The organism is Priestia sp. P1_B12_1, assembly GCF_056406695.1.
Map to the genome: position 1 here is coordinate 1 of NZ_JBFTZR010000002.1, position 20,188 is coordinate 20,188.

At 39.4% G+C, this 20,188-nt stretch carries 10 protein-coding genes and 2 tRNA genes; 11 read left to right on the forward strand and 1 reads right to left on the reverse strand.

Going from position 1 to position 20,188, the window contains the following annotated elements:
• The first annotated feature begins 71 nt into the window (after positions 1-71).
• The 4 genes from AC1D0Y_RS05670 to aceA all read left to right on the forward strand — a co-directional run bounded on the left by AC1D0Y_RS05670 (position 72) and on the right by aceA (position 3,367).
• Positions 72-146: transfer RNA gene (locus AC1D0Y_RS05670), tRNA-Asn, on the forward strand.
• A 4-nt stretch (positions 147-150) separates the two neighbouring features.
• Positions 151-222: transfer RNA gene (locus AC1D0Y_RS05675), tRNA-Glu, on the forward strand.
• Positions 223-431: 209 nt separating this feature from the next.
• A complete protein-coding gene (locus AC1D0Y_RS05680; protein ID WP_028407421.1) occupies positions 432-1,691 on the forward strand; it encodes a M48 family metallopeptidase in 1,260 nt (419 codons plus the stop codon).
• A gap of 392 nt (positions 1,692-2,083) precedes the next feature.
• The gene (aceA, locus tag AC1D0Y_RS05685; RefSeq protein ID WP_028407422.1) at positions 2,084-3,367 is read left to right on the forward strand and encodes an isocitrate lyase; all 1,284 of its coding nucleotides are present in this window, start codon (positions 2,084-2,086) and stop codon (positions 3,365-3,367) included.
• A 196-nt stretch (positions 3,368-3,563) separates the two neighbouring features.
• Here aceA and AC1D0Y_RS05690 read toward each other — a convergent pair whose 3' ends face one another.
• Positions 3,564-3,800 carry an IDEAL domain-containing protein gene (locus AC1D0Y_RS05690; protein ID WP_013055344.1) on the reverse strand — a complete coding sequence of 79 codons (237 nt, stop codon included), beginning with the start codon at positions 3,798-3,800 and terminating at the stop codon, positions 3,564-3,566.
• Positions 3,801-3,976: 176 nt separating this feature from the next.
• On the opposite strand from AC1D0Y_RS05690, the gene AC1D0Y_RS05695 reads away from it, so the two are divergent.
• From AC1D0Y_RS05695 to AC1D0Y_RS05725, 7 genes are all read left to right on the forward strand, one after another.
• Positions 3,977-5,956, forward strand: coding sequence for a S9 family peptidase (locus AC1D0Y_RS05695; RefSeq protein WP_477707371.1), 1,980 nt, complete (start codon positions 3,977-3,979; stop codon positions 5,954-5,956).
• A gap of 162 nt (positions 5,957-6,118) precedes the next feature.
• On the forward strand, positions 6,119-6,736 hold the full coding sequence (locus AC1D0Y_RS05700) for a TVP38/TMEM64 family protein (RefSeq protein ID WP_013081701.1): 618 nt from the start codon (positions 6,119-6,121) through the stop codon (positions 6,734-6,736).
• Positions 6,737-7,316: 580 nt separating this feature from the next.
• Positions 7,317-8,057, forward strand: a complete 741-nt coding sequence (fabG, locus tag AC1D0Y_RS05705) for a 3-oxoacyl-ACP reductase FabG (RefSeq protein ID WP_013055347.1) — start codon at positions 7,317-7,319, stop codon at positions 8,055-8,057.
• 262 nt (positions 8,058-8,319) lie between these two features.
• Entirely contained in the window at positions 8,320-11,820 is a 3,501-nt protein-coding gene (addB, locus tag AC1D0Y_RS05710; protein WP_477707372.1) for a helicase-exonuclease AddAB subunit AddB, read from the forward strand.
• On the forward strand, positions 11,813-15,550 hold the full coding sequence (addA, locus tag AC1D0Y_RS05715) for a helicase-exonuclease AddAB subunit AddA (RefSeq protein ID WP_477707373.1): 3,738 nt from the start codon (positions 11,813-11,815) through the stop codon (positions 15,548-15,550). The genes addB and addA overlap by 8 nt, the downstream gene beginning before the upstream one ends.
• A 53-nt stretch (positions 15,551-15,603) precedes the next feature.
• Complete coding sequence (locus AC1D0Y_RS05720; protein WP_060746447.1) at positions 15,604-16,788, forward strand: exonuclease SbcCD subunit D; 1,185 nt, start codon at positions 15,604-15,606, stop codon at positions 16,786-16,788.
• Positions 16,785-20,177: an SbcC/MukB-like Walker B domain-containing protein gene (locus AC1D0Y_RS05725; protein ID WP_060746446.1), complete on the forward strand. Its 3,393-nt coding sequence runs from the start codon at positions 16,785-16,787 to the stop codon at positions 20,175-20,177. Before AC1D0Y_RS05720 ends, AC1D0Y_RS05725 begins: the two co-directional genes overlap by 4 nt.
• Positions 20,178-20,188: the final 11 nt, after the last annotated feature.

Sequence of the window (20,188 nt, forward strand, 5' to 3'; positions counted from 1 at the left end):
GCTCAGCTGGTTAGAGCGCACGCCTGATAAGCGTGAGGTCGGTGGTTCGAGTCCACTTAGGCCCACCATATTCCACAGTAGCTCAGTGGTAGAGCTATCGGCTGTTAACCGATCGGTCGTAGGTTCGAGTCCTACCTGTGGAGCCATACTGGCCCGTTGGTCAAGCGGTTAAGACACCGCCCTTTCACGGCGGTAACACGGGTTCGAATCCCGTACGGGTCATCTTAAAAGCAGTTTGCATATGCAAACTGCTTTTTTTGTTTGTAAACAGAGTTTATTCTTTTGTCTAAACTCTATTTTTCGTTTTTCTATGATTTCCTCGTCTCAAATTACATTTCTTATAGCACATCTATAAACGCTTGTTCTAAATTTCGAAAAAAAACCTACAATAGTAATAGCGGCATACTGTTTGTACAAAAGGAGGGGAATGCGTGAAAAAAATTGTTTGGTGGTCCATCGGAGTTTTTCTTGTGTATGGAGCGTGTATTTGGGTGTATTTATTCTATATAAGCGATACCTCTATTCCACAATCATTAAAAGGCACCAGCGTAGACCCGGCTACGTTTATGAATGGACGAGAACTTATGTTAACCGAAAAATATTCAAAAATTAGAGATGCGCTCTTTTTTATCCGAATTCCATATGAGTGGCTAGGGTTTATTTTAATTTTAGTGTTAGGCGTGTCTAAGAAAGTTAATAAGTGGTCTAAAGATGTCAGTCGTTTCAGTCTTCTCCAAACTGCTATTTATGTATTTTGGTTATCCGTTCTGCTGCTGATTTATTCTTTTCCTATGGACTGGATTAGCTATAAGCTTTCAAAGGCTTATCATATTACGACGCAACCTTTCCAAGGATGGATGAAAGATCTTTTTACAGATTTTTGGGTGAACTATGCCACCATGTTTTTAGTGATTGCTGTGTTATATGCATTCATTCGTAAGTTTTCAAAAAGATGGTGGCTGTATGCGTGGCTAGTATCTATTCCATTTACACTATTTTTGACGTTTATTCAACCAGTGGTTATCGATCCGTTATATAACGATTTTTATCCATTAAAGAATAAAGAGCTGGAGACGAAAATTTTACATTTAGCAGACGAAGCTCATATACCTGCTAAGCATGTATATGAAGTAAACATGTCTGAAAAAACGAACTCCCTTAATGCATATGTGACGGGAATAGGTTCTAATTCAAGAATTGTGTTATGGGATACTACTCTTAATAAATTAACGGAACGTGAAATTTTGTTTATCATGGCGCATGAAATGGGTCATTATGTAAAGAAACATATTTATGTAGGGATTGCTTCAGCATTAGTTTTATCGATCGTAGGCCTATGGCTAACGAAACATTTAGCCGGCTTTGTGATTAAGAGATGGGGGAAAGCATTAAAAATTACTTCTCTTAGTGATTTAAATTCTTTACCGCTTATTCTACTTATTTTTTCTATTCTTACATTTGCTGTGAGTCCGTTAACAAATATGCAGTCGCGTCATCATGAACTTCAATCTGACACGTACGCTATGAACCTAACAGGAGATAAGCAAGCTGCTATTAAAACGTTTCAGGACTTAACGAAATCAGGACTATCTCAGGTAAATCCGCCGTATTTAGTGAAGATTTTCCGATATGGTCACCCAACAATACTGGAAAGAATTTCATTTGTTGAGAAGTATGAAAGAAATGAATAAGTGATATAAGAAAAAGTAAAGGATATATGAAGCCTTTTATACGTAGGTATTAATAGAAAAGCCTCCTTGCGAGTAGGAAAAAAATTCTAAAAGGAGGTTTCATTTTCGAAAGTACTGTTATATAATAACGTATGTAAAATAAAAACTGTTTTATAACAATAGGGAGGAATAGTTATTTGTGATTGAAAAGGTAGCAGTCTAAATTTTCAGCGTATATTCACCTCAGCTAAGTCTTACTACATGTCCTTCAACTACTTACTTATTTCATCTACGTTCTTGCTAATATTATGGCAAACTGCTAATTTACTTCATCATGAAACAGACATATTCTAACTGCTGCGTTTTATATTTTTATGAATATAGAATTTTAAATTCATTAGGGGGTATAAAGAATGAAAGACATTCGTGTAAAAAACCTTGAAGAGAACTGGAAAAGCGATGAGCGTTGGAAAGGAATTGAACGTCCATATTCTGCAGAAAAAGTCATTGGGCTAAGAGGGTCCATTGATATTGAACACACGCTTGCTAGAAGAGGAGCCGAAAAGTTCTGGAACTTATTAAAAACAGAGCCATACGTTCATGCATTAGGAGCTTTAACAGGGAATCAAGCAGTACAACAGGTAAAAGCAGGATTAAAAGCAATTTACTTAAGCGGATGGCAAGTAGCTGCAGATGCAAATCTTTCAGGAAACATGTATCCTGATCAAAGTTTATACCCGGCAAACAGCGTGCCGCATGTTGTTAAACGAATCAATCAAGCGCTCCAGCGTGCCGATCAAATTCAGCATTTAGAAGGAGAAGGGGATATCGATTACTTTGCTCCAATTGTAGCAGATGCAGAAGCAGGGTTTGGAGGACAGTTAAATGTATTTGAACTCATGAAAGGAATGATTGAGTCGGGAGCATCTGCCGTACACTTTGAAGATCAATTATCCTCTGAGAAAAAGTGTGGTCATCTCGGCGGCAAGGTATTGCTTCCAACTCAAACCGCTGTGAAAAATTTGATTGCTGCTCGTTTAGCTGCTGATGTAATGGGTGTTCCAACACTTGTGATTGCTCGTACCGATGCTGATGCCGCTGATTTAATTACAAGTGATGTTGATCCTGTAGATCGCCAGTTTATTACAGGTGAACGCACCGCTGAAGGTTTTTATCGTACGAGAGCGGGAATCGATCAAGCTATTGCTCGTGGCTTAGCATATGCTCCGTATGCTGATTTAGTATGGTGTGAGACGTCTGAACCAAACTTGGAACAAGCACAAAAATTTGCAGATGCTATTCATGAAAAATTCCCAGGTAAAATGCTTGCTTATAACTGTTCACCATCTTTCAACTGGAAGAAAAAATTAGATAAGAAAACGATTGAAAAATTCCAAAGAGAAATCGCAAAAATGGGCTACAAGTTCCAATTCGTTACGCTTGCTGGCTTCCACGCTTTAAACCACAGCATGTTTGAGCTGGCACGAGGATATAAAACAAGAGGAATGGCAGCTTATTCAGAGTTACAAGAAAGAGAGTTTGCTAGTGAAGTAAATGGATATACAGCTACAAGACATCAGCGTGAAGTAGGAACGGGCTATTTTGATGAAGTGGCACAAGTAGTTTCTGGTGGGACTTCTTCTACAACAGCTTTAAAAGGTTCCACAGAAGAAGAGCAGTTTCAGACGCATAAATAACAAAAAAATCTATGAGTGGAACGGTCGGTTACTTCCACTCATAGGAAAAACCCTAACAAAAAAGATTCTTACAGATGTAAGAATCTTTTTTTATGTAATAAACACGATTTAACAGACAGCTGTTCTTCCTGAGAAGAAAGGATCTGCCTGTTAAACGTACATATAAATCATTAACATGAATTAAGTTATTAAAATATTAAGTAGATGTTTGAAGCAGGGATTGGTACTGTGCTGATAACTCATAAAAAGCAATTTCATCACGTTGATCTAATGCCGTGTTAATGTTTGTTTCTAACAGTTCTTTTTGACGCTTAAAAAGCGATTCATCAATTACCATTTCGATATAAACATCCAACATACTCACAGTATCAATTACTTTTTTCTTGCGAGCGAGGGACTTCATCATTTCCGTGTACGATTTTTCATTGTTCATACCTCATCACCTCTGCACCCTTTTTATTATTATATAGATTAAAAGAAGAAAAAACAACTAATTTTCTAAATTTTTAGATTTTTATTTTTAGAAATGATAAAGTAAGAGGGAAACGCTATTTTCGTTTTTATCGATTGACTATTTGATTTAAAAATGAATCCTTGGGGGCGAAGAAATTGAATGATTTAAAAAAGCGTACGGTAATGATAGAGGATTTGTATGAATTGAAGTCTGTTTATAATCCTCAGATTTCTCCAGATGGAAAAAGTGTAGTTTATACGGTTCGAAAAACGAAGAAAATAGAAAATGCGTATGAAACGCAGCTGTTTATGTTAGATCTTGAAACGAAAGAAACTAAGCAATTAACGTACTACAAAGGAAATAATCATTCTCCCGCCTGGTCCCCGGACGGCAAGTGGATTGCTTTTTTATCCGATCGCAGTCAAGCCGTTCAGCTCTACCTATTAGCAGCGACAGGCGGAGAAGCAGAAGCACTCACAGATCTTGAAAAAGGCGTTAGTAATCCGGTATGGTCTCCTTATAGTGATGAAATTATGTTTTCCACAAAAGTAGAAGAAAAAGCTGTAAGAGTTGAACAAAATCATGAACATCCCCAGCCGTATGAAGTGGAACGTTTACTGTACAAATCCGATGTTAGCGGTTATTTAAAAGGTGAATATACTCAAGTTGCTCTCGTTAAACTTAAAAATAAAGAAGTGACGTTTGTAACGGATGGACCTTATCATCACTCTGTAGGGTGCTGGGCCCCTGATGCAAGCTCAATTGTATTTTGCAGCAGCCGAGGAGAGAATCCGGATTTATCGCTAACGATGGATGTGTTTATTTTGCATCGTGATACTAAAAAATTAACATCTATTACAGCGGAAACAGGATATTTTCATCAAGTTTCGTGGTCACCGGATGGGTCATACATAGCATACATTGGAAATGAACGTACATACGGATCGGCTTCAATGAATGACATATATATTTATCAGATCTCTAACCAAAAAACAGTTTGTATCACTGCTGGTATAGACTTAGAAATAGGAGATATGGTAGCAGGAGATTTTCACTTTGGTAGAACCGCAGCGGGAATTATGTGGGGCAGTAATGAAGAATTTTATTTTGTCGTAAGTGAAAAGGGTTCTGTAGGCATATATAAAGGAACTGTGAATGGAAAGCTAGACTCTGTACTTATGGATAATGCTCACGTATATGAGGTATCTGTTCTTCCCAATTGTGAGGAAGCTATCGTGGCAATCAGTACATTTACACATCCCGGAGATCTTTATTCTCTAAATTTAAAAACAGAGGAATTAGTGAAGCTGACAAACGTTAATGACTCATTTTTAAAGCATGTGCAGCTCACACAAGCAGAATCTTTTTATGCCACTTCTACGGACGGTATAGATATCCACAGTTGGGTAGTAAAAGCTGCTGCTACTAATGATGTATCTCCAACCATTTTAGAAATCCATGGAGGTCCGCATCTTATGTATGGCCATACATTTATGCTTGAATTCCAAGTACTTGCATCAAAAGGATTCAATATCCTCTTTTCTAATCCAAGAGGCGGCAGAGGATATGGTCAAGCATTTACAGATGCGGTTCGAGGGGATTACGGAGGCATTGATTATACGGATTTGATGGCAGTGACCGACGAAGCAGTTAAGCGCTACTCTTATATTAATGAAGATAAGCTTGGCGTAACAGGAGGAAGCTACGGAGGGTTTATGACAAACTGGATTGTAGGAAGTACAAATCGGTTTAAAGCAGCGGTGACGCAACGGTCTATTTCAAATTGGACAAGTTTTTACGGCGTTAGTGATATTGGCTATTATTTTACCGAATGGGAATTAAAAGCTGATATTTATGAAAATCCGGAAAAACTTTGGAACCACTCGCCGCTTCGTTTAGCGGAGAATGTTAAAACACCGCTGTTAATCTTGCATAGCGAACAGGATTACAGATGTCCAATTGAACAAGCTGAACAGCTTTATGTGGCCCTGAAAAGAAAAGATAAAGAAGTAGAATTTATTCGTTTTCCTCAGTCTAATCATGAACTTTCTAGAAGCGGTAAGCCTAATTTACGAACGGCGAGACTAAAATATTTAACAAGCTGGTTTAAACGGTATTTAAAACAGTCTCAGTAAAAAGTGCATGGCTGTTCAACCAAATATGTGTGTGTAAATAAAGGCTGTATGGCAAGCGTAAAAGGGCAGGAAAGGTAAAACGCTGTAAAACTTTTGTTTGGTAAAGGAAAGTAGTACAATAAGTGAAAAGTAGCACAGTTGTTTAAATAAGGAGAACATTCGATGGATTTTGAAACATTAAAGCATTATTTGACGTTAGACGGCGTCCTCGAGTTATTAAAACAATATCAATCATTTGGAATCATTCCAGGGCTGCTGTTGCCTATTTTAGAAGCGTTTATCCCTATCTTGCCGCTTTTTGCGTTTGTAATGGCCAATGCTGCTGCTTTTGGCTTATGGTTAGGTTTTTTAATTTCATGGGTTGGCAGCTGCGTTGGATCACTGCTTGTCTTTTTGATTTTTAGAAAATATGGACAGGCGAGGTTTTTACATTTCATCAGCCGGCATGCGCAAATTCGAAAGATTATGATTTGGGTAGAAAGACACGGGTTCGGACCGCTGTTTATTATGCTTTGTTTCCCTTTTACCCCGTCTTCGGCAATTAATGTAGTAGCAGGGCTATCACGTGTTAGTATGGCTCAGTTTATGCTGGCTGTATTAGCCGGTAAAATGGTGATGATATTTATGATGAGCTTTATTGGGGCCGATTTTGTTTCATTTGTGAAACAGCCTCTGAAAGCAGTACTTGTTTTAGTCATCATTTTTGTTCTATGGCTTGTTGGAAAACAAATTGAACGAAGGTTAAATGAAAAATCTAAAGTGAAACAGTATGACAAATAGTTTGTTTATATATAACAAATAGTGATGAAAGACTGCTTTTTAATAGGCAGTCTTTTGTTATACATACAGCCAAAAGGGGTATTGTAAACTATAGAAAAGCCTTTTCTTATAAGGATACAACAGCATTTTTGAAAGGACCTTAAAATTTTTCTTAAAGAAGTTATTTGTCTGTTTATTCGGTTGGCAGAACAATGCATATACAGAGTATCTGTCCAGCAATGAACAAGTTTTTTGTTTATCAATTATGAAAAATATGCTAAAATAAAAGAAAAAACTGGGAATAAATTAGACGTCTATTCCTAGTTGCACCTAAGTAATGAACCCTTTGTTTTCTAGAGATATACATGTTTTTTCTCAACATGTATTATCACCTCATGTATTTCAAAACGTTTTCTTAAAAATTATATGAATGATTTTTGAGCTTGACTACTAAGATGTAAGTAGAGGGATCATTACTAGAAAAGCACCGAATGATCATTAAGACGTGCTTGGCGTCGTTTTGAGGAGGGGAATGCGCTATTAAGATTCAAGCGACTTGCTGATTAATCGTTGTTAGTAAGCGTCTTATAGCGCGGGTGACATGAGATTAAAAGATAAAGTGGCAATTATTACGGGTGCAGCAAATGGATTAGGATTCGAAGCTTCTCGAATATTCGCACAAGAGGGTGCAAAGGTCGCTATGGTTGACTACGATGCAAAAACGGGAGAAGAACGAGCAGCTCAGCTAAAAGAAGAAGGCGGAGATGTAGCATTTTTTCAAGTGAACGTAGCGGATCGAGACAGTGTAGATGCAATGGTAGAAGAAGTAGTGAAACGCTACTCTAAAATAGATATTTTAATTAACAATGCAGGTATCACCAGAGATGGAATGCTAACCAAATTATCAGTTGAAAATTTTCAAGCAGTAATCAACGTAAACCTTACAGGCGTTTTTCACTGTACACAAGCAGTGGTACCGCATATGATTGCTCAAGGTAAAGGGAAAATTATTAGCACATCTTCGGTATCTGGCGTATATGGAAATGTTGGTCAAACAAACTATGCGGCGACAAAGGCAGGCGTAGTAGGAATGACAAAAACATGGGCTAAAGAGCTGGGACGAAAAGGAATTAATGTAAACGCTGTAGCTCCCGGGTTTATTGAGACGGATATGGTGAAGGCGATGCCAGACAAAATCATTGATCAAATGAAATCCACGATTCCTTTACAAAGATTAGGTCAGCCTTCTGACATTGGTTATGCTTATCTGTATTTAGCATCTGATGAGTCCAACTATATTAACGGTACAACACTTCATGTAGATGGTGGAATCATGATGTAAAAGTAGAAAATAATTCGCTTTTCTAAAACTTTTCAATGGTCTTTTGACTACTGAAAAGTTTTTTTGTTGCATCCAGCATTTCACATATCGGCAAAGTGGAATTTTGTCTGCAAGTTCAGTAAAATAATAAGGAGAGAGATAGAGAGATTTAGATGATTATCACTATAAAATTTTGACGACTGCGTCACGTGTTTACGTGGCGTTTATCCATTTTGTACTTAAACAAATGAAAACATAGAGAAAAAAATCAAGGGGTGAAAACGTGGGGCTACAGTTTTTATTAGGACGTTCAGGAAGCGGGAAAACGGAATATCTTTTAAATAGCATGCGCCAAGAGCTGTTAAATGCACCGCTTGGGCATCCACTTATTTATATTGTACCTGAACAGATGACATTTCAGTCGGAGTATGCGCTTGTTCAAACACCTGGGTTAGAAGGCATGATGCGTGCTCAAGTTTATAGTTTTACACGTCTTGCATGGCGTATCCTGCAAGAAGTTGGAGGTATCAGCCGCTATCATGTGGATCAAACAGGTATTCATATGATGCTTAAAAAAATTATCGAACATCAAAAAGAAGAGCTTCGACTGTTTGCGAATTCTTCAGAACAAGCAGGGTTTATTGAAGAACTGGAAAAAATGGTTAAAGAATTTAAACAGTACACAGTAGATGCCCCGTCTCTCGAAGAGATGAAGAAAAAGCTTCAAGCAGAAGATGAGAAAGTCCTTGCTGATAAATTACATGATTTACATCTCATTTACGGAGAATTAGAAAAACAGCTGATGACGAAATATGTAGATGGAGAAGACTATTTGAAGCTGCTGGGTGAAAAAGTAGCGTGTTCTGGCTATCTTGCTCAAGCAACGATTTATGTAGATGGATTTCATCACTATACTCCTCAAGAATTAACCGTATTAGTAGAGCTGATGAAAGTTTGTAGAGAAGTAAAAATAGCGGTGACTTCTGATTATTCATATCAAGATTTTATTCCAAATGACTTGCACTTGTTTCGATTAACGAGCGAAACGTACCAAGAAATAATGGGCCTGGCGGCTGAAAACGGTATAGAGATTCAAGAGCCAATCGTATTTAACGAACAAAAAAGGCATCAAAACAGTCCAGAGCTTGCCTATTTAGAACGATATTATGATGAACGGCCAACGCCGGAATTTCAGTCAGAGCCCGAGCACATTCAGCTGCTGCCGGCTGTTAGCCGAAGAGCAGAAGTTGAAGGGATTGCAAGAGAAGTGCTTTCACTTGTGCGCGATCGCGGCTATCGCTACCGTGATATTGCCTTGATTGTTAGAAATGCAGAAGACTACCATGACTTGCTTCAAACCATTTTTCAAGATTATGAAATTCCGTACTTTATTGACCAAAAGCGAGCGATGTTTCACCATCCACTCGTTGAATTTGTTCGCTCAGTCTTAGAGGTGGTAAGCGGGTCATGGCGGTATGAAACCATCTTTCGAGCAGTGAAAACAGATCTTTTATTTCCTTTGTCATCTGATGTGCACCAGCTTCGCGAAGAGATGGATGAATTAGAAAATTATGTACTTGCTTACGGTATTCAAGGATCTAAGTGGACGAGCAAGGAACCATTTACCTACAGAAAATATCGTTCACTTGAAGACATGAACCTTGGGAAAACGGACGAAGAGCTTGCTTTTGAGCAAAAAATAAATGAATTAAAAAATATGATTGTTCCTCCTATTTATTCGCTTCAGCAAAAATTAAAACAAGGGAAAATAGGAAAAGAAAAAGCAGAAGCGCTCTATCGTTTTTTAACGAATTTAGATATTCCACAAAAGATAGAAGCGCTGCGCAATCGATGTGAAGAAGAAGGAAAGCTTCAAGAAGCAAGAGAGCACGAGCAGGTATGGAAAGCAATTCTTCACTTATTTGATCAGTTTGTTGAAATGATGGGAGAAGAGAAAGTATCGATTTCTTTGTTTGCAGATCTATTTGAGACAGGGCTTGACAGCATGCAGTTTGCACTTGTTCCGCCTGCACTGGATCAAGTGGTTGTGGCAAGTTTTGAGCGTTCGCGTTTATCTGATATCAAAGCAAGCTTTGTGTTAGGTGTAAATGACGGTGTGATTCCAGCTAAACCAAAAAGCGATGGCCTGTTATCTGAGAAGGAGAGAGAGCAGCTGCTTGAATCAGGTTTATTACTTGCGCCAACCGGAAGACAAAAGCTGTTTGACGAACAATTTCTCATTTATTTAGCACTTTCCAGCTCTTCGGAAAAACTTTATGTTTCGTATCCTCTTGCCAATGAGGAAGGGAAGACCCTGCTGCCTTCACTCGTTATTAATCGAGTAAAAGAGCTATTTCCGCTCCTGCAGGAGAAGCTGTTAATGACGGAACCTACAGATTTAGAAGAAGAAAAGCAGGTTGAATATATCACAAATCCTTTAACGAGCATCGCGCATTTAGCCAGCCAGCTGCAAGGATGGAAACGCCATTATCCGATGAGTTCCGCTTGGTGGGATGTGTATAATTTTTATGTAGAAAATCTAGATTGGAACTCATACAGTGGGAAAGTACTAAGCAGCTTATTTTATCAAAATGAAGCAAAACGGTTAACAAAGAAAACGAGTCAGCGTCTGTATGGAAAGCATATTCAAGCAAGCGTATCGAGAATGGAAAAATTTGAAGCCTGTCCATATGCGCATTTTGCTTCTCACGGGCTCAAGCTTAAAGAACGAAAAGTTTTCAAATTGGCGGCTCCTGACATAGGCGAGTTATTTCACGCGGCGTTGAAAATGATTTCAGACGAACTTCGCGGCGGTCAAAAAGAATGGAAGAACTTAACGAGAAAAGACTGTCAGCAGCTTTCTACGGCTGCAGTGCATGAGCTTGCTCCGCGCTTGCAAAATGAGATTTTATTGAGCTCGAATCGCCACCACTATTTAACACATAAGCTGCAGCAAATTATTGAACGTGCGTCGCTTGTGTTAAGTGAGCACGCTAAGATGAGCGGCTTTGTTCCCGTTGGATTGGAGCTTGGATTTGGACCTAGCGCAGAGCTGCCTTCTATGCAGTTCACACTGCCAAATGGCCATACGATGGAACTCGTTGGCAGAATTGACAGGGTAGATAAAGCGGAAAGCTCAAAAGGACTTTTACTGCGTATTGTCGACTATAAATCAAGCGATAAAGCATTAAACTTAGTGGAAGTGTACTACGGTTTATCTCTTCAAATTTTAGCTTATTTAGACATAGTCGTGACGTATGCTGAACAGCTTCTTCATGATAATAGAGGAGCATTGCCTGCTGGCGTTCTTTATTTCCACGTTCATAATCCGATGATCAACAGTACTAAAGCATTACAGCCTGATCAAATTGAAGCTGAAATCTTCAAGAAGTTTAAAATGAAAGGACTGCTTGTAGGAGACGAGGAAGCAGTAAGGTTAATGGACGAAACGTTAGAATCAGGGCACTCACAGGTTATATCAGCGGGCATTAAAAAGACAGGGGGCTTTTATTCCAATTCTTCGGTTGCGAGCGAAGAAGATTTTACACATCTCCGTCAGTATGTGCGAGGTAAATTTGTGGAGGCAGGTACAGAGATTACAAATGGGAAAATTGATATTTCGCCTTATAAACTAAAAGATAAAACACCATGTGCGTTTTGTGAATACCGCTCAATTTGTCAGTTCGATGAATCAATGGAAAACAACGAATATCGTCAGCTTAGTACAGAGAGTCAAAGTGTTATTTTAGATAAAATTCGAGAGGAGGCCAAACGAGATGAGTGAAGATATACACATAAAACCGGCCGACTCCCAGTGGACGGATGATCAGTGGAAAGCCATTGTTTCATCCGGTCAAGATATATTAGTAGCCGCGGCGGCTGGCTCAGGAAAAACAGCGGTTTTAGTTGAACGTATTATTAAAAAGATTACGATGGGTGATGAGCCAATCGATGTTGATAGATTACTCGTTGCTACGTTCACAAATGCTTCTGCAGCCGAAATGAGAAATCGAATTGGAGAAGCATTGGAAAAAGAGTTAAAAAAGAATCCATCTTCTTTGCACTTACGCAGACAGCTTAATTTATTAAACCGTGCGTCGATTTCTACGCTCCATTCTTTTTGTTTAGAAGTCATTCGAACGTATTATTATTTGATCGATGTAGACCCTGGTTTTCGGATTGCAGATGATACGGAAGCGGATCTTCTGCGTGAAGAAGTATTAGAAGAATTGTTTGAAGAACAGTACAGTATTGAACAGAACGAACGATTCTTTGATTTAATTGATTGTTATACAAGTGACAGAAATGACTTAGATATTCAGCTTATGGTAAGAAAGCTGTATGACTTTGCAAGATCTAACCCTGATCCAAACGGCTGGCTTGAAATGATCGTGAGTCAATATGATGTGACAGAAGACTCTTCTATTGATTCACTTCCGTTTCTATCTTTTCTTTTACAAGAAGTAACAACGCAGCTGATGGGCATTGAGTCGATTTTAAAACAGGGCTTAGAGTTAACAAAGCTGCCAGGAGGGCCTGCTCCTCGCGCCGTTAATGCAGAGGAAGACCTGGCTCAAATTCATCGGCTGATCAGCGCTTCTAAGCATTCTTTTGCTGATTTGCATGAGGAAATGCAGAATTTGAATTTTACTCGTTTAAAGCCATGTAAAGGAGAAGCATACGACTCGCAGCTTTTAGATGATTTCGGAGAGCTTCGCAAAAAAGCTAAAACAAGTCTTGAAAAACTTCATGCTGATTTGTTTTCTAGGCCTTTGCACGGCTACATGGCTGATTTTGAGAAAATGAAGCCCGTTATTGAAACGCTAATCTTTTTAGTTCAGCGCTTCGGTGAACGATATGAACATATGAAAAAAGAGAAAGGGTTAGTGGACTTTTCTGATTTAGAGCATTATTGCCTGCAAATCTTGAGTGTAAAAGAAGATGGAGTGCTTAAGCCTTCGTCCATTGCCCAAAAATATCGCACTCAGTTTGAAGAAGTGCTTGTTGACGAATATCAAGATACAAATATGGTTCAAGAAACACTGATTAAACTAGTGACGAGAGATAGTGAAGAACAAGGGAATTTATTTATGGTTGGAGATGTAAAACAATCCATTTACCGCTTTCGTTTAGCGGAGCCATTTTTGTTTTTAACAAAGTACAAGCGCTTTACGCAAGATGGTCGCCAGTTCGGAAAACGTATCGATTTGAATAAAAACTTCCGCAGTCGTTCCCAAGTGCTTGATGCTACAAACTTTATTTTCAATCAGCTGATGGATGAAGAAGTCGGAGAAATTGCATATGACGATGATGCTTCTTTAAAATTAGGAGCATCGTATCCAAAAGCGGAAGGAATGGACACGGAGCTTCTGCTCATTGCAAAAGAAAATGCAGAAGAAGGAGCGGAAGAAGAATCGGATTCTTCTCTCGTCGCTTTTTCAGAAGCAGAGCTTGAAACGGCTCAGTTAGAGGCAAGAGCAATGGCGCGCAAAATCAAAGAACTCGTTCAAAACCGTTTTCAAATATATGATCGCAAGCTCGATATTATGAGAAACGTGACGTATCGTGACTTTGTTATTTTGCTTCGTTCCATGCCTTGGGCTGCGCAGATTATGGATGAATTTAAGCAAGAAGGCGTGCCGATTTATGCCGATTTATCAACAGGTTATTTTGATGCTACTGAAGTGATGATTATGATGTCTTTATTAAAAGTAGTAGATAACCCGCATCAAGACATTCCGTTAGCTTCTGTTCTTCGCTCACCGGTAGTAGGGCTTTCAGATGAAGAGTTAGCTACACTGAGAGCAGAGCAAAAGAAAGGAACGTATTACGATGCGTTAAAAACGTACTTAGCGGTTTCAGATGATGAAGAACTTCGCGATAAAGTAAAGTATTTCTATGAGCAGTTAAAAGCATGGAGAACACAAGCTAGACAAAGCTCTTTGTCAGAACTGGTATGGCAAATTTACCGCGATACGGGTTTCTTTGAATTTGTTGGCGGACTTCCTGGCGGGAAACAGCGTCAAGCCAATTTACGTGCTCTTTACGATCGCGCTCGCCAGTACGAGGCAACCTCATTTAGAGGTCTGTTTCGATTTTTACGCTTTATTGAACGCATGCAGGACCGAGGGAACGATTTAGGAGCTGCTCGAGCACTGGGAGAACAAGAAGATGTGGTGCGTTTGATGACGATCCACAGCAGTAAAGGTCTTGAGTTTCCTGTTGTTTTTGTAGCTGGTCTTGCTCGTCAGTTTAACTTAATGGACTTGAATAAAGCATATTTACTCGATAAAGAACTAGGTTTTGGATCTAAATATATTGATCCAAAACTGCGTATTACGTACCCTACTCTTCTTCAGCAGACCATGAAGAAAAAAATGAAAAAAGAAAGCATGGCAGAGGAAATGCGGGTATTATACGTAGCTTTGACGCGTGCGAAAGAAAAACTTATTTTAGTTGGAACAGTAAAAGACGCACCAGAAAAGCTCAGACAATGGAGCTCCGTTATGGCACATGAAGATTGGACACTTCCAGCTCACGTGAGAAGAGATGCAAAATGTTATTTAGACTGGATTGGACCTTCTTTAATTCGTCACCAACATGTTAGTCACATGGTTGAAGGAGCGGTCCAGCCGGCCAAGATGATTCATCAGCATGCTTCAAGCTGGAAACTTTCAACGTTATTAGCAGGTGATTTAGCCGAACAGCCTCTTGAAGAGCAGCAGCATCATGAAGAGCTTTTAAACGCTCTTCAAAAGCATGAGCCAGTTTCAGAATCGAGCGATTATAAAGACGAAGTGTATAGACGCTTAAATTGGTCTTATGATTATCGTGTAGCTTCCGTTCATCGTTCGAAGCAATCTGTTTCTGAACTAAAAAGGCAGCAGCAGCTGACGGATGCAGGTGGAAGCGACGATCTCGTTCGGGGATCTAAAGCACCTCTTGAAAATCGTCCGCTGTTTCTTCAAGAGAAATCTCTCACAGGAGCTGAAAGAGGAACAGCTACACATGCCGTTATGCAGCAGCTTCCATTAAATAAAGCTTATACCCTTGAAATGGTTCAAGACTTTATTCAATCAATGGTTACCAAAGAATTATTGACGCAAGAACAAGCGGATGCTGTTGATGCAAATGATGTAGCAGACTTTTTAGACAGTGACATTGCACAAGGTATTCGAACGGCTCGCACGGTTTATAGAGAGATGCCTTTTAGTTTAGGTGTCTCCGCTAAAGAAATCTATGATCATTGGGAGCAGGAAGACGAAACAATTTTAGTGCAAGGTATTATTGATTGTTTGTATGAAACGGAAGAAGGTCTCGTTTTACTTGATTTTAAAACCGATAACATTTCGGATCGTTTTCAAGGGGATTTTGAACGAGCAAAACCATTTCTAATTGACAGATACCGCATTCAGTTAGAGCTTTACGCAAAGGCCATTGAACGGATTGTAAAACAACCTGTGCAGCATCGCTATCTGTACTTTTTAGATGGTGGACATGCTGTTGAAATATAAAAAAAGAAGAAGGCGATAGTCTTCTTCTTTTTCACCAATAAGGAGAGAGTAACATGCGTTTATTACATACAGCGGATTGGCATTTGGGCCGAACGTTAGAAGGTCGAAGCCGTCTAGCTGAGCAAGCACAGTTTTTAGATGAACTGGCAGACATTGTGGAAGAAGAAAAGATAGATGCTATTCTCATGGCGGGAGATGCCTTTGATACGGTTAACCCTCCAGCAGCGGCAGAGCAGCTTTTTTACGAAAGTATGTCTAGGTTGAGCAACAATGGAAAACGTCCGATTATTGTTATTGCAGGTAATCATGACAACCCAGATCGGCTGTCGGCGGCTTCTCCATTAGCTGTTCATCAAAATATTACGCTTCTTGGCTTGCCTACTACCGATGTAGAAAGCATTCACATTCCTACATCAGATGAAGTGTTAAAGGTTGCGGCTCTTCCTTACCCATCTGAATCAAGGTTAAAGGAACTTTTAGCAGAAGAAAATGATGAGCTGGCTCTTCGAAACTCATATGATGCCAGAGTAAAAGGTATTTTTGATAAAATGAGTGAGCAGTTCACAATAGATACCGTTAATATTGCCATGAGTCATATTTACGTAGCAGGCGGAAGTTCAACGGACTCAGAACGTCCAATTGAAGTAGGAGGAGCTTATACGGTGGCGGCAACTAGTTTACCTGCTAATGCTCAATATGTAGCATTAGGACATTTGCATCGCCCGCAAATGATCAATCGCGCCAGCACCCTTGCAAGATATTCCGGTTCACCTCTTGCTTATAGTTTTTCAGAGTCAGGCTATGCAAAGTCCGTTACCATTTTAGACGCTAAGCCAGGAAAAGAGATTGAGATGACTGAAATTCCATTATCCAGCGGAAAGCCTTTGACACGTTGGAAAGTGAAAAACGGATTGGCAGAAGTATATACGTGGCTTGATGAGCAAAAAGATACGCAGGCATGGGTTGATTTAGAAGTTCACGTAGAAGATGCACTTTCACTAGAAGAAATCCATCGTCTTCGCAAGCTTCATCCAGGTTTTATTCATATCCGTCCGGTATTCAAAGCAGAAGAACTAGCACTCGAAACACGTTCACAGCGCGAAGTGCCGATCGAAGAACTGTTTACAAAGTTCTACAGCAGGCAAACCGGCGGAGGGGCACCTGATGATGAATTAGTCAAACTGTTTTTAACCTTGATTAACGATGAAGAAGTATCGGGAAAGGAGGATGAAAAATGAAACCTATTAACTTGACCGTTTCGGGGCTTCACAGTTTTAGAGAAAAACAAACTGTCGACTTTGAAGTGCTGTGTTCAGGCGGTGTGTTTGGAATATTTGGTCCTACAGGAAGCGGGAAATCCTCCATTTTGGATGCCATTACACTAGCTTTATACGGAAAAGTAGAGCGTGCAGCCAATAATACACAAGGAATTTTAAATCACGGGGAAAATGAACTGAAAGTATCGTTTACGTTCGAGCTGGAAAACGCTAGTCATAAAAAACGCTATACTGTTGAAAGAAGCTTTAAACGGACGGATGAGCTTCGTGTAAAATCAACTTCAAGTCGATTGATTGAAATCGAAGATGAAACGTACGTATTAGCAGATAAAACAAATGATGTAAACCAGCAGGTACAGGAGCTTCTTGGTTTAACAATTGATGATTTTACAAGAGCTGTTGTATTACCGCAAGGAAAATTTGCGGAGTTTTTATCGTTAAAAGGAACGGAGCGTCGTCAAATGCTTCAGCGTCTTTTTAATCTCGAGCAGTACGGAGATCAGCTTAGTAAGAAAATACGCTATCAAGTTCAGCAGCTAAAGACAGACCTAGATAAAATCACCGCAGAACAAACGGGATTAGGTGAAGCTTCAACAGAGAAAGTAACGGAAGCGGAGCAGCTTGTAAGTGATAGCATTATACTTTTGGAAAAACGAGAAAAAGAAGCGTCTGATTTGCAGGAAAGATACGATCAGCAGGCGTCTCTTTGGAAAGCGCAGCAGGAAAAAGCACTGATAGAAGAAAAACTAGTGCATGCTTCTAAGCAGGAAGAGGAGATTAGACAAAAGCAAGATGTGGTGACGAAAGCTCAGCAGGCAGAACGTCTTTTTCCCTATTTAGAAACATTTGAACAAGCTGAAAAGCAGCAGAAGCTTTACGAAGATAAAGTAGAAAAATTAAAAGCACAAATTGTTCAAAAAAGTGAGGAATATAAGCGATCGAATAGTTTATATGAGCAGGCTCGCTTACAAAAAAATGAACAGCAGCCCAAATTAGTTATTCAAAAAGAACAGCTTCAACAAGCTTCTGATCTTCAAAAACAAATTAAAGAAGGACAGCAAGAAATAAAAGAAGCGGAAGTTTCTCTTCAGCAAAAGCAGCAGGCACTTCAAGCGAAAAATGATGAATTAATGGAAGCAGATAAGCGGTATCAGCAAGGCTTGACTCTTCAAAAAGAGTTAAAAGAAGCATTAACAAAAGTGGAAATTCAACCTGATTATCGCCAGGCTGTTCAGCAAGCATTTTATCGTTATCAAGTATGGAATAACGATAAAAAAAATCTAGATGAAGGTCAAAAAACGTATAAAGAAAAAGCCGAACAGCTTAAGCATTTGCACACACAAAAACAAACACATCAAGAGAGAGAGCAGCAAACAATAGAACAAAGTAAAGGGTTATTTTCAGATATTCAAGGCTTGTATCACACTGTATGCGAGCGGGAAAAAGAGTTTCAGCAGCTTTTTCAACAAGCAGATCGTTTAATGAGCGATCTAAAAAGACGCAAAGAAAAAGAATGGTCACGCCGTCTGGCTCATCAATTAGCTGAGCAGCTGACCCAAGGTGAGCCTTGTCCAGTTTGTGGCTCTGAGCATCACCCTAACCCCGTATTACACCAACAAGAAGATGACATCACAACTGAATCAGCGAATCAGTTCGAAGATCAAGTTAATCAGTTGCGTGAACAGCGATTTAGCTATTCGTCGCTCAAAATGCAGCTTGAACAGCTAGCTAAACCTCTTGTTGAAAAAATACCTGAGTTAGCTGAGTTTATGAACGAAGCTGGCGAAGTTCCTGCTTTAGGAGAAATGAATACAGATGCCTTTGGGCATTATGCTAAGAAAATAGAAGTTGAAATCAAATCTCTTGAGCAGGATTATTTGCAGGTAAGTGAAAAACAGCAGGCAATTCTCGGGCAGATACAAAAGGTCCAGCAAAGCCTTGAAAAGATTGAATTAGAGCTTGCTCATTATCAAAAAGAGCAAGCTGAATTAGAAGGAAAAGTAAATCGGCAAAAACAGGCGCTACAAGCAGGAAAAGAAGCTTTTCAACAAGATTATCCTTCCTTTGTATTTGAAGAGATGGAAAAAATTAATGAAAGGCTGATTGAAAGAGAAAAAGAAGAGCAGACAATAAAGGCTCGAATTGAAAAAAGCAGCGTATTTTTTGAAAATCAGCAAAAGAAAATCGAACGTCTAAAAGAAGAGAAATATGCGGGCGAAAAAGAATTTACAGAATTAAAAGCAATGCTGTCTCATAAACAATCTCTTGTTCACTCGCAAATTGAACGCTTGCGTACGCTTACAGATCAAGAAGATATTGAACAGGCGCTGCAAAAAACAGTTCTTTTACTTGCGGAGTTAGAGACGAATGAACAGCAGGCATATCAACATTGGCAGACTGTTCAAAAAGCGTATCAAACGCTGCAAATGGATGAAAAAGCAGCGAGCGAATCTCTAGAAACAGCTTATATGCAGTATAAAAAAGTAGCTGAAAAATGGGAAGAAGCTGTAGGGAATTCTTTATTCAGCGAAGGAAAAGAAGTTCAGCAAGCTTTGTTATCACATGATGAGATGAAATTGTTGGATGAAACTGTTCAGGCTTATTGGGACAACATAAAACAGATGAAGTCATCAATTGAACAGTTAAATATTCAGCTGAATCACCAGTCCATAGAAGAGCACCAATTTGAAGAAACTCAGCAGCTGCTTCATGATATAAAAGCGGCTGTGAAAGAAGCGGTTCAGCTCAAGGGAGCAGCTGAGCAAACGTTAAAAAGCGTCAAAGAACGGCATGAGCGATTTTTAGTGCTTGAACAGGACCGTGAAGAAAAACAAGCGTTATTTGAACAGTATCAAAAGCTTCAAACAGTATTTAAAGGAAATGCTTTCGTGGAATATATTGCTGAAGAACAGCTAATATCCGTTAGCCGAGATGCTTCAGAGCGTCTGGGTATATTAACACGTCAGCGCTATGCGATTGAAGTGGATTCCCAAGGCGGCTTTATTATGAGAGATGATGCAAATGGAGGCGTAAAACGTCCGGTTTCAACTTTATCCGGTGGAGAGACGTTTTTAACTTCGCTGGCTTTGGCCCTTTCATTATCTGCACAAATTCAGCTAAGAGGAGAATATCCGCTGCAGTTTTTCTTTTTAGATGAAGGATTTGGAACGCTTGATGGAGAGCTTCTTGATACCGTGGTAACAGCGCTTGAAAAACTTCAGTCCAATAATTTATCAATTGGAGTCATCAGTCACGTGCAAGAACTTCGTGCTCGCCTGCCAAAACGTTTGATTGTTGAGCCGTCCGAGCCTTCTGGCAAAGGAACTAGTGTAAGAGTAGAAACTTTATAGGGAAGGAAATC

Excerpts from the sequence above, each read along its gene's own strand:
- aceA (WP_028407422.1), top strand. The coding sequence starts at position 2,084 with ATGAAAGACATTCGTGTAAAAAACCTTGAAGAGAACTGGAAAAGCGAT.
- AC1D0Y_RS05690 (WP_013055344.1), bottom strand. The coding sequence starts at position 3,800 with ATGAACAATGAAAAATCGTACACGGAAATGATGAAGTCCCTCGCTCGC.
- AC1D0Y_RS05700 (WP_013081701.1), top strand. The coding sequence starts at position 6,119 with ATGGATTTTGAAACATTAAAGCATTATTTGACGTTAGACGGCGTCCTC.
- fabG (WP_013055347.1), top strand. The coding sequence starts at position 7,317 with ATGAGATTAAAAGATAAAGTGGCAATTATTACGGGTGCAGCAAATGGA.
- addA (WP_477707373.1), top strand. The coding sequence starts at position 11,813 with ATGAGTGAAGATATACACATAAAACCGGCCGACTCCCAGTGGACGGAT.
- AC1D0Y_RS05720 (WP_060746447.1), top strand. The coding sequence starts at position 15,604 with ATGCGTTTATTACATACAGCGGATTGGCATTTGGGCCGAACGTTAGAA.
- AC1D0Y_RS05725 (WP_060746446.1), top strand. The coding sequence starts at position 16,785 with ATGAAACCTATTAACTTGACCGTTTCGGGGCTTCACAGTTTTAGAGAA.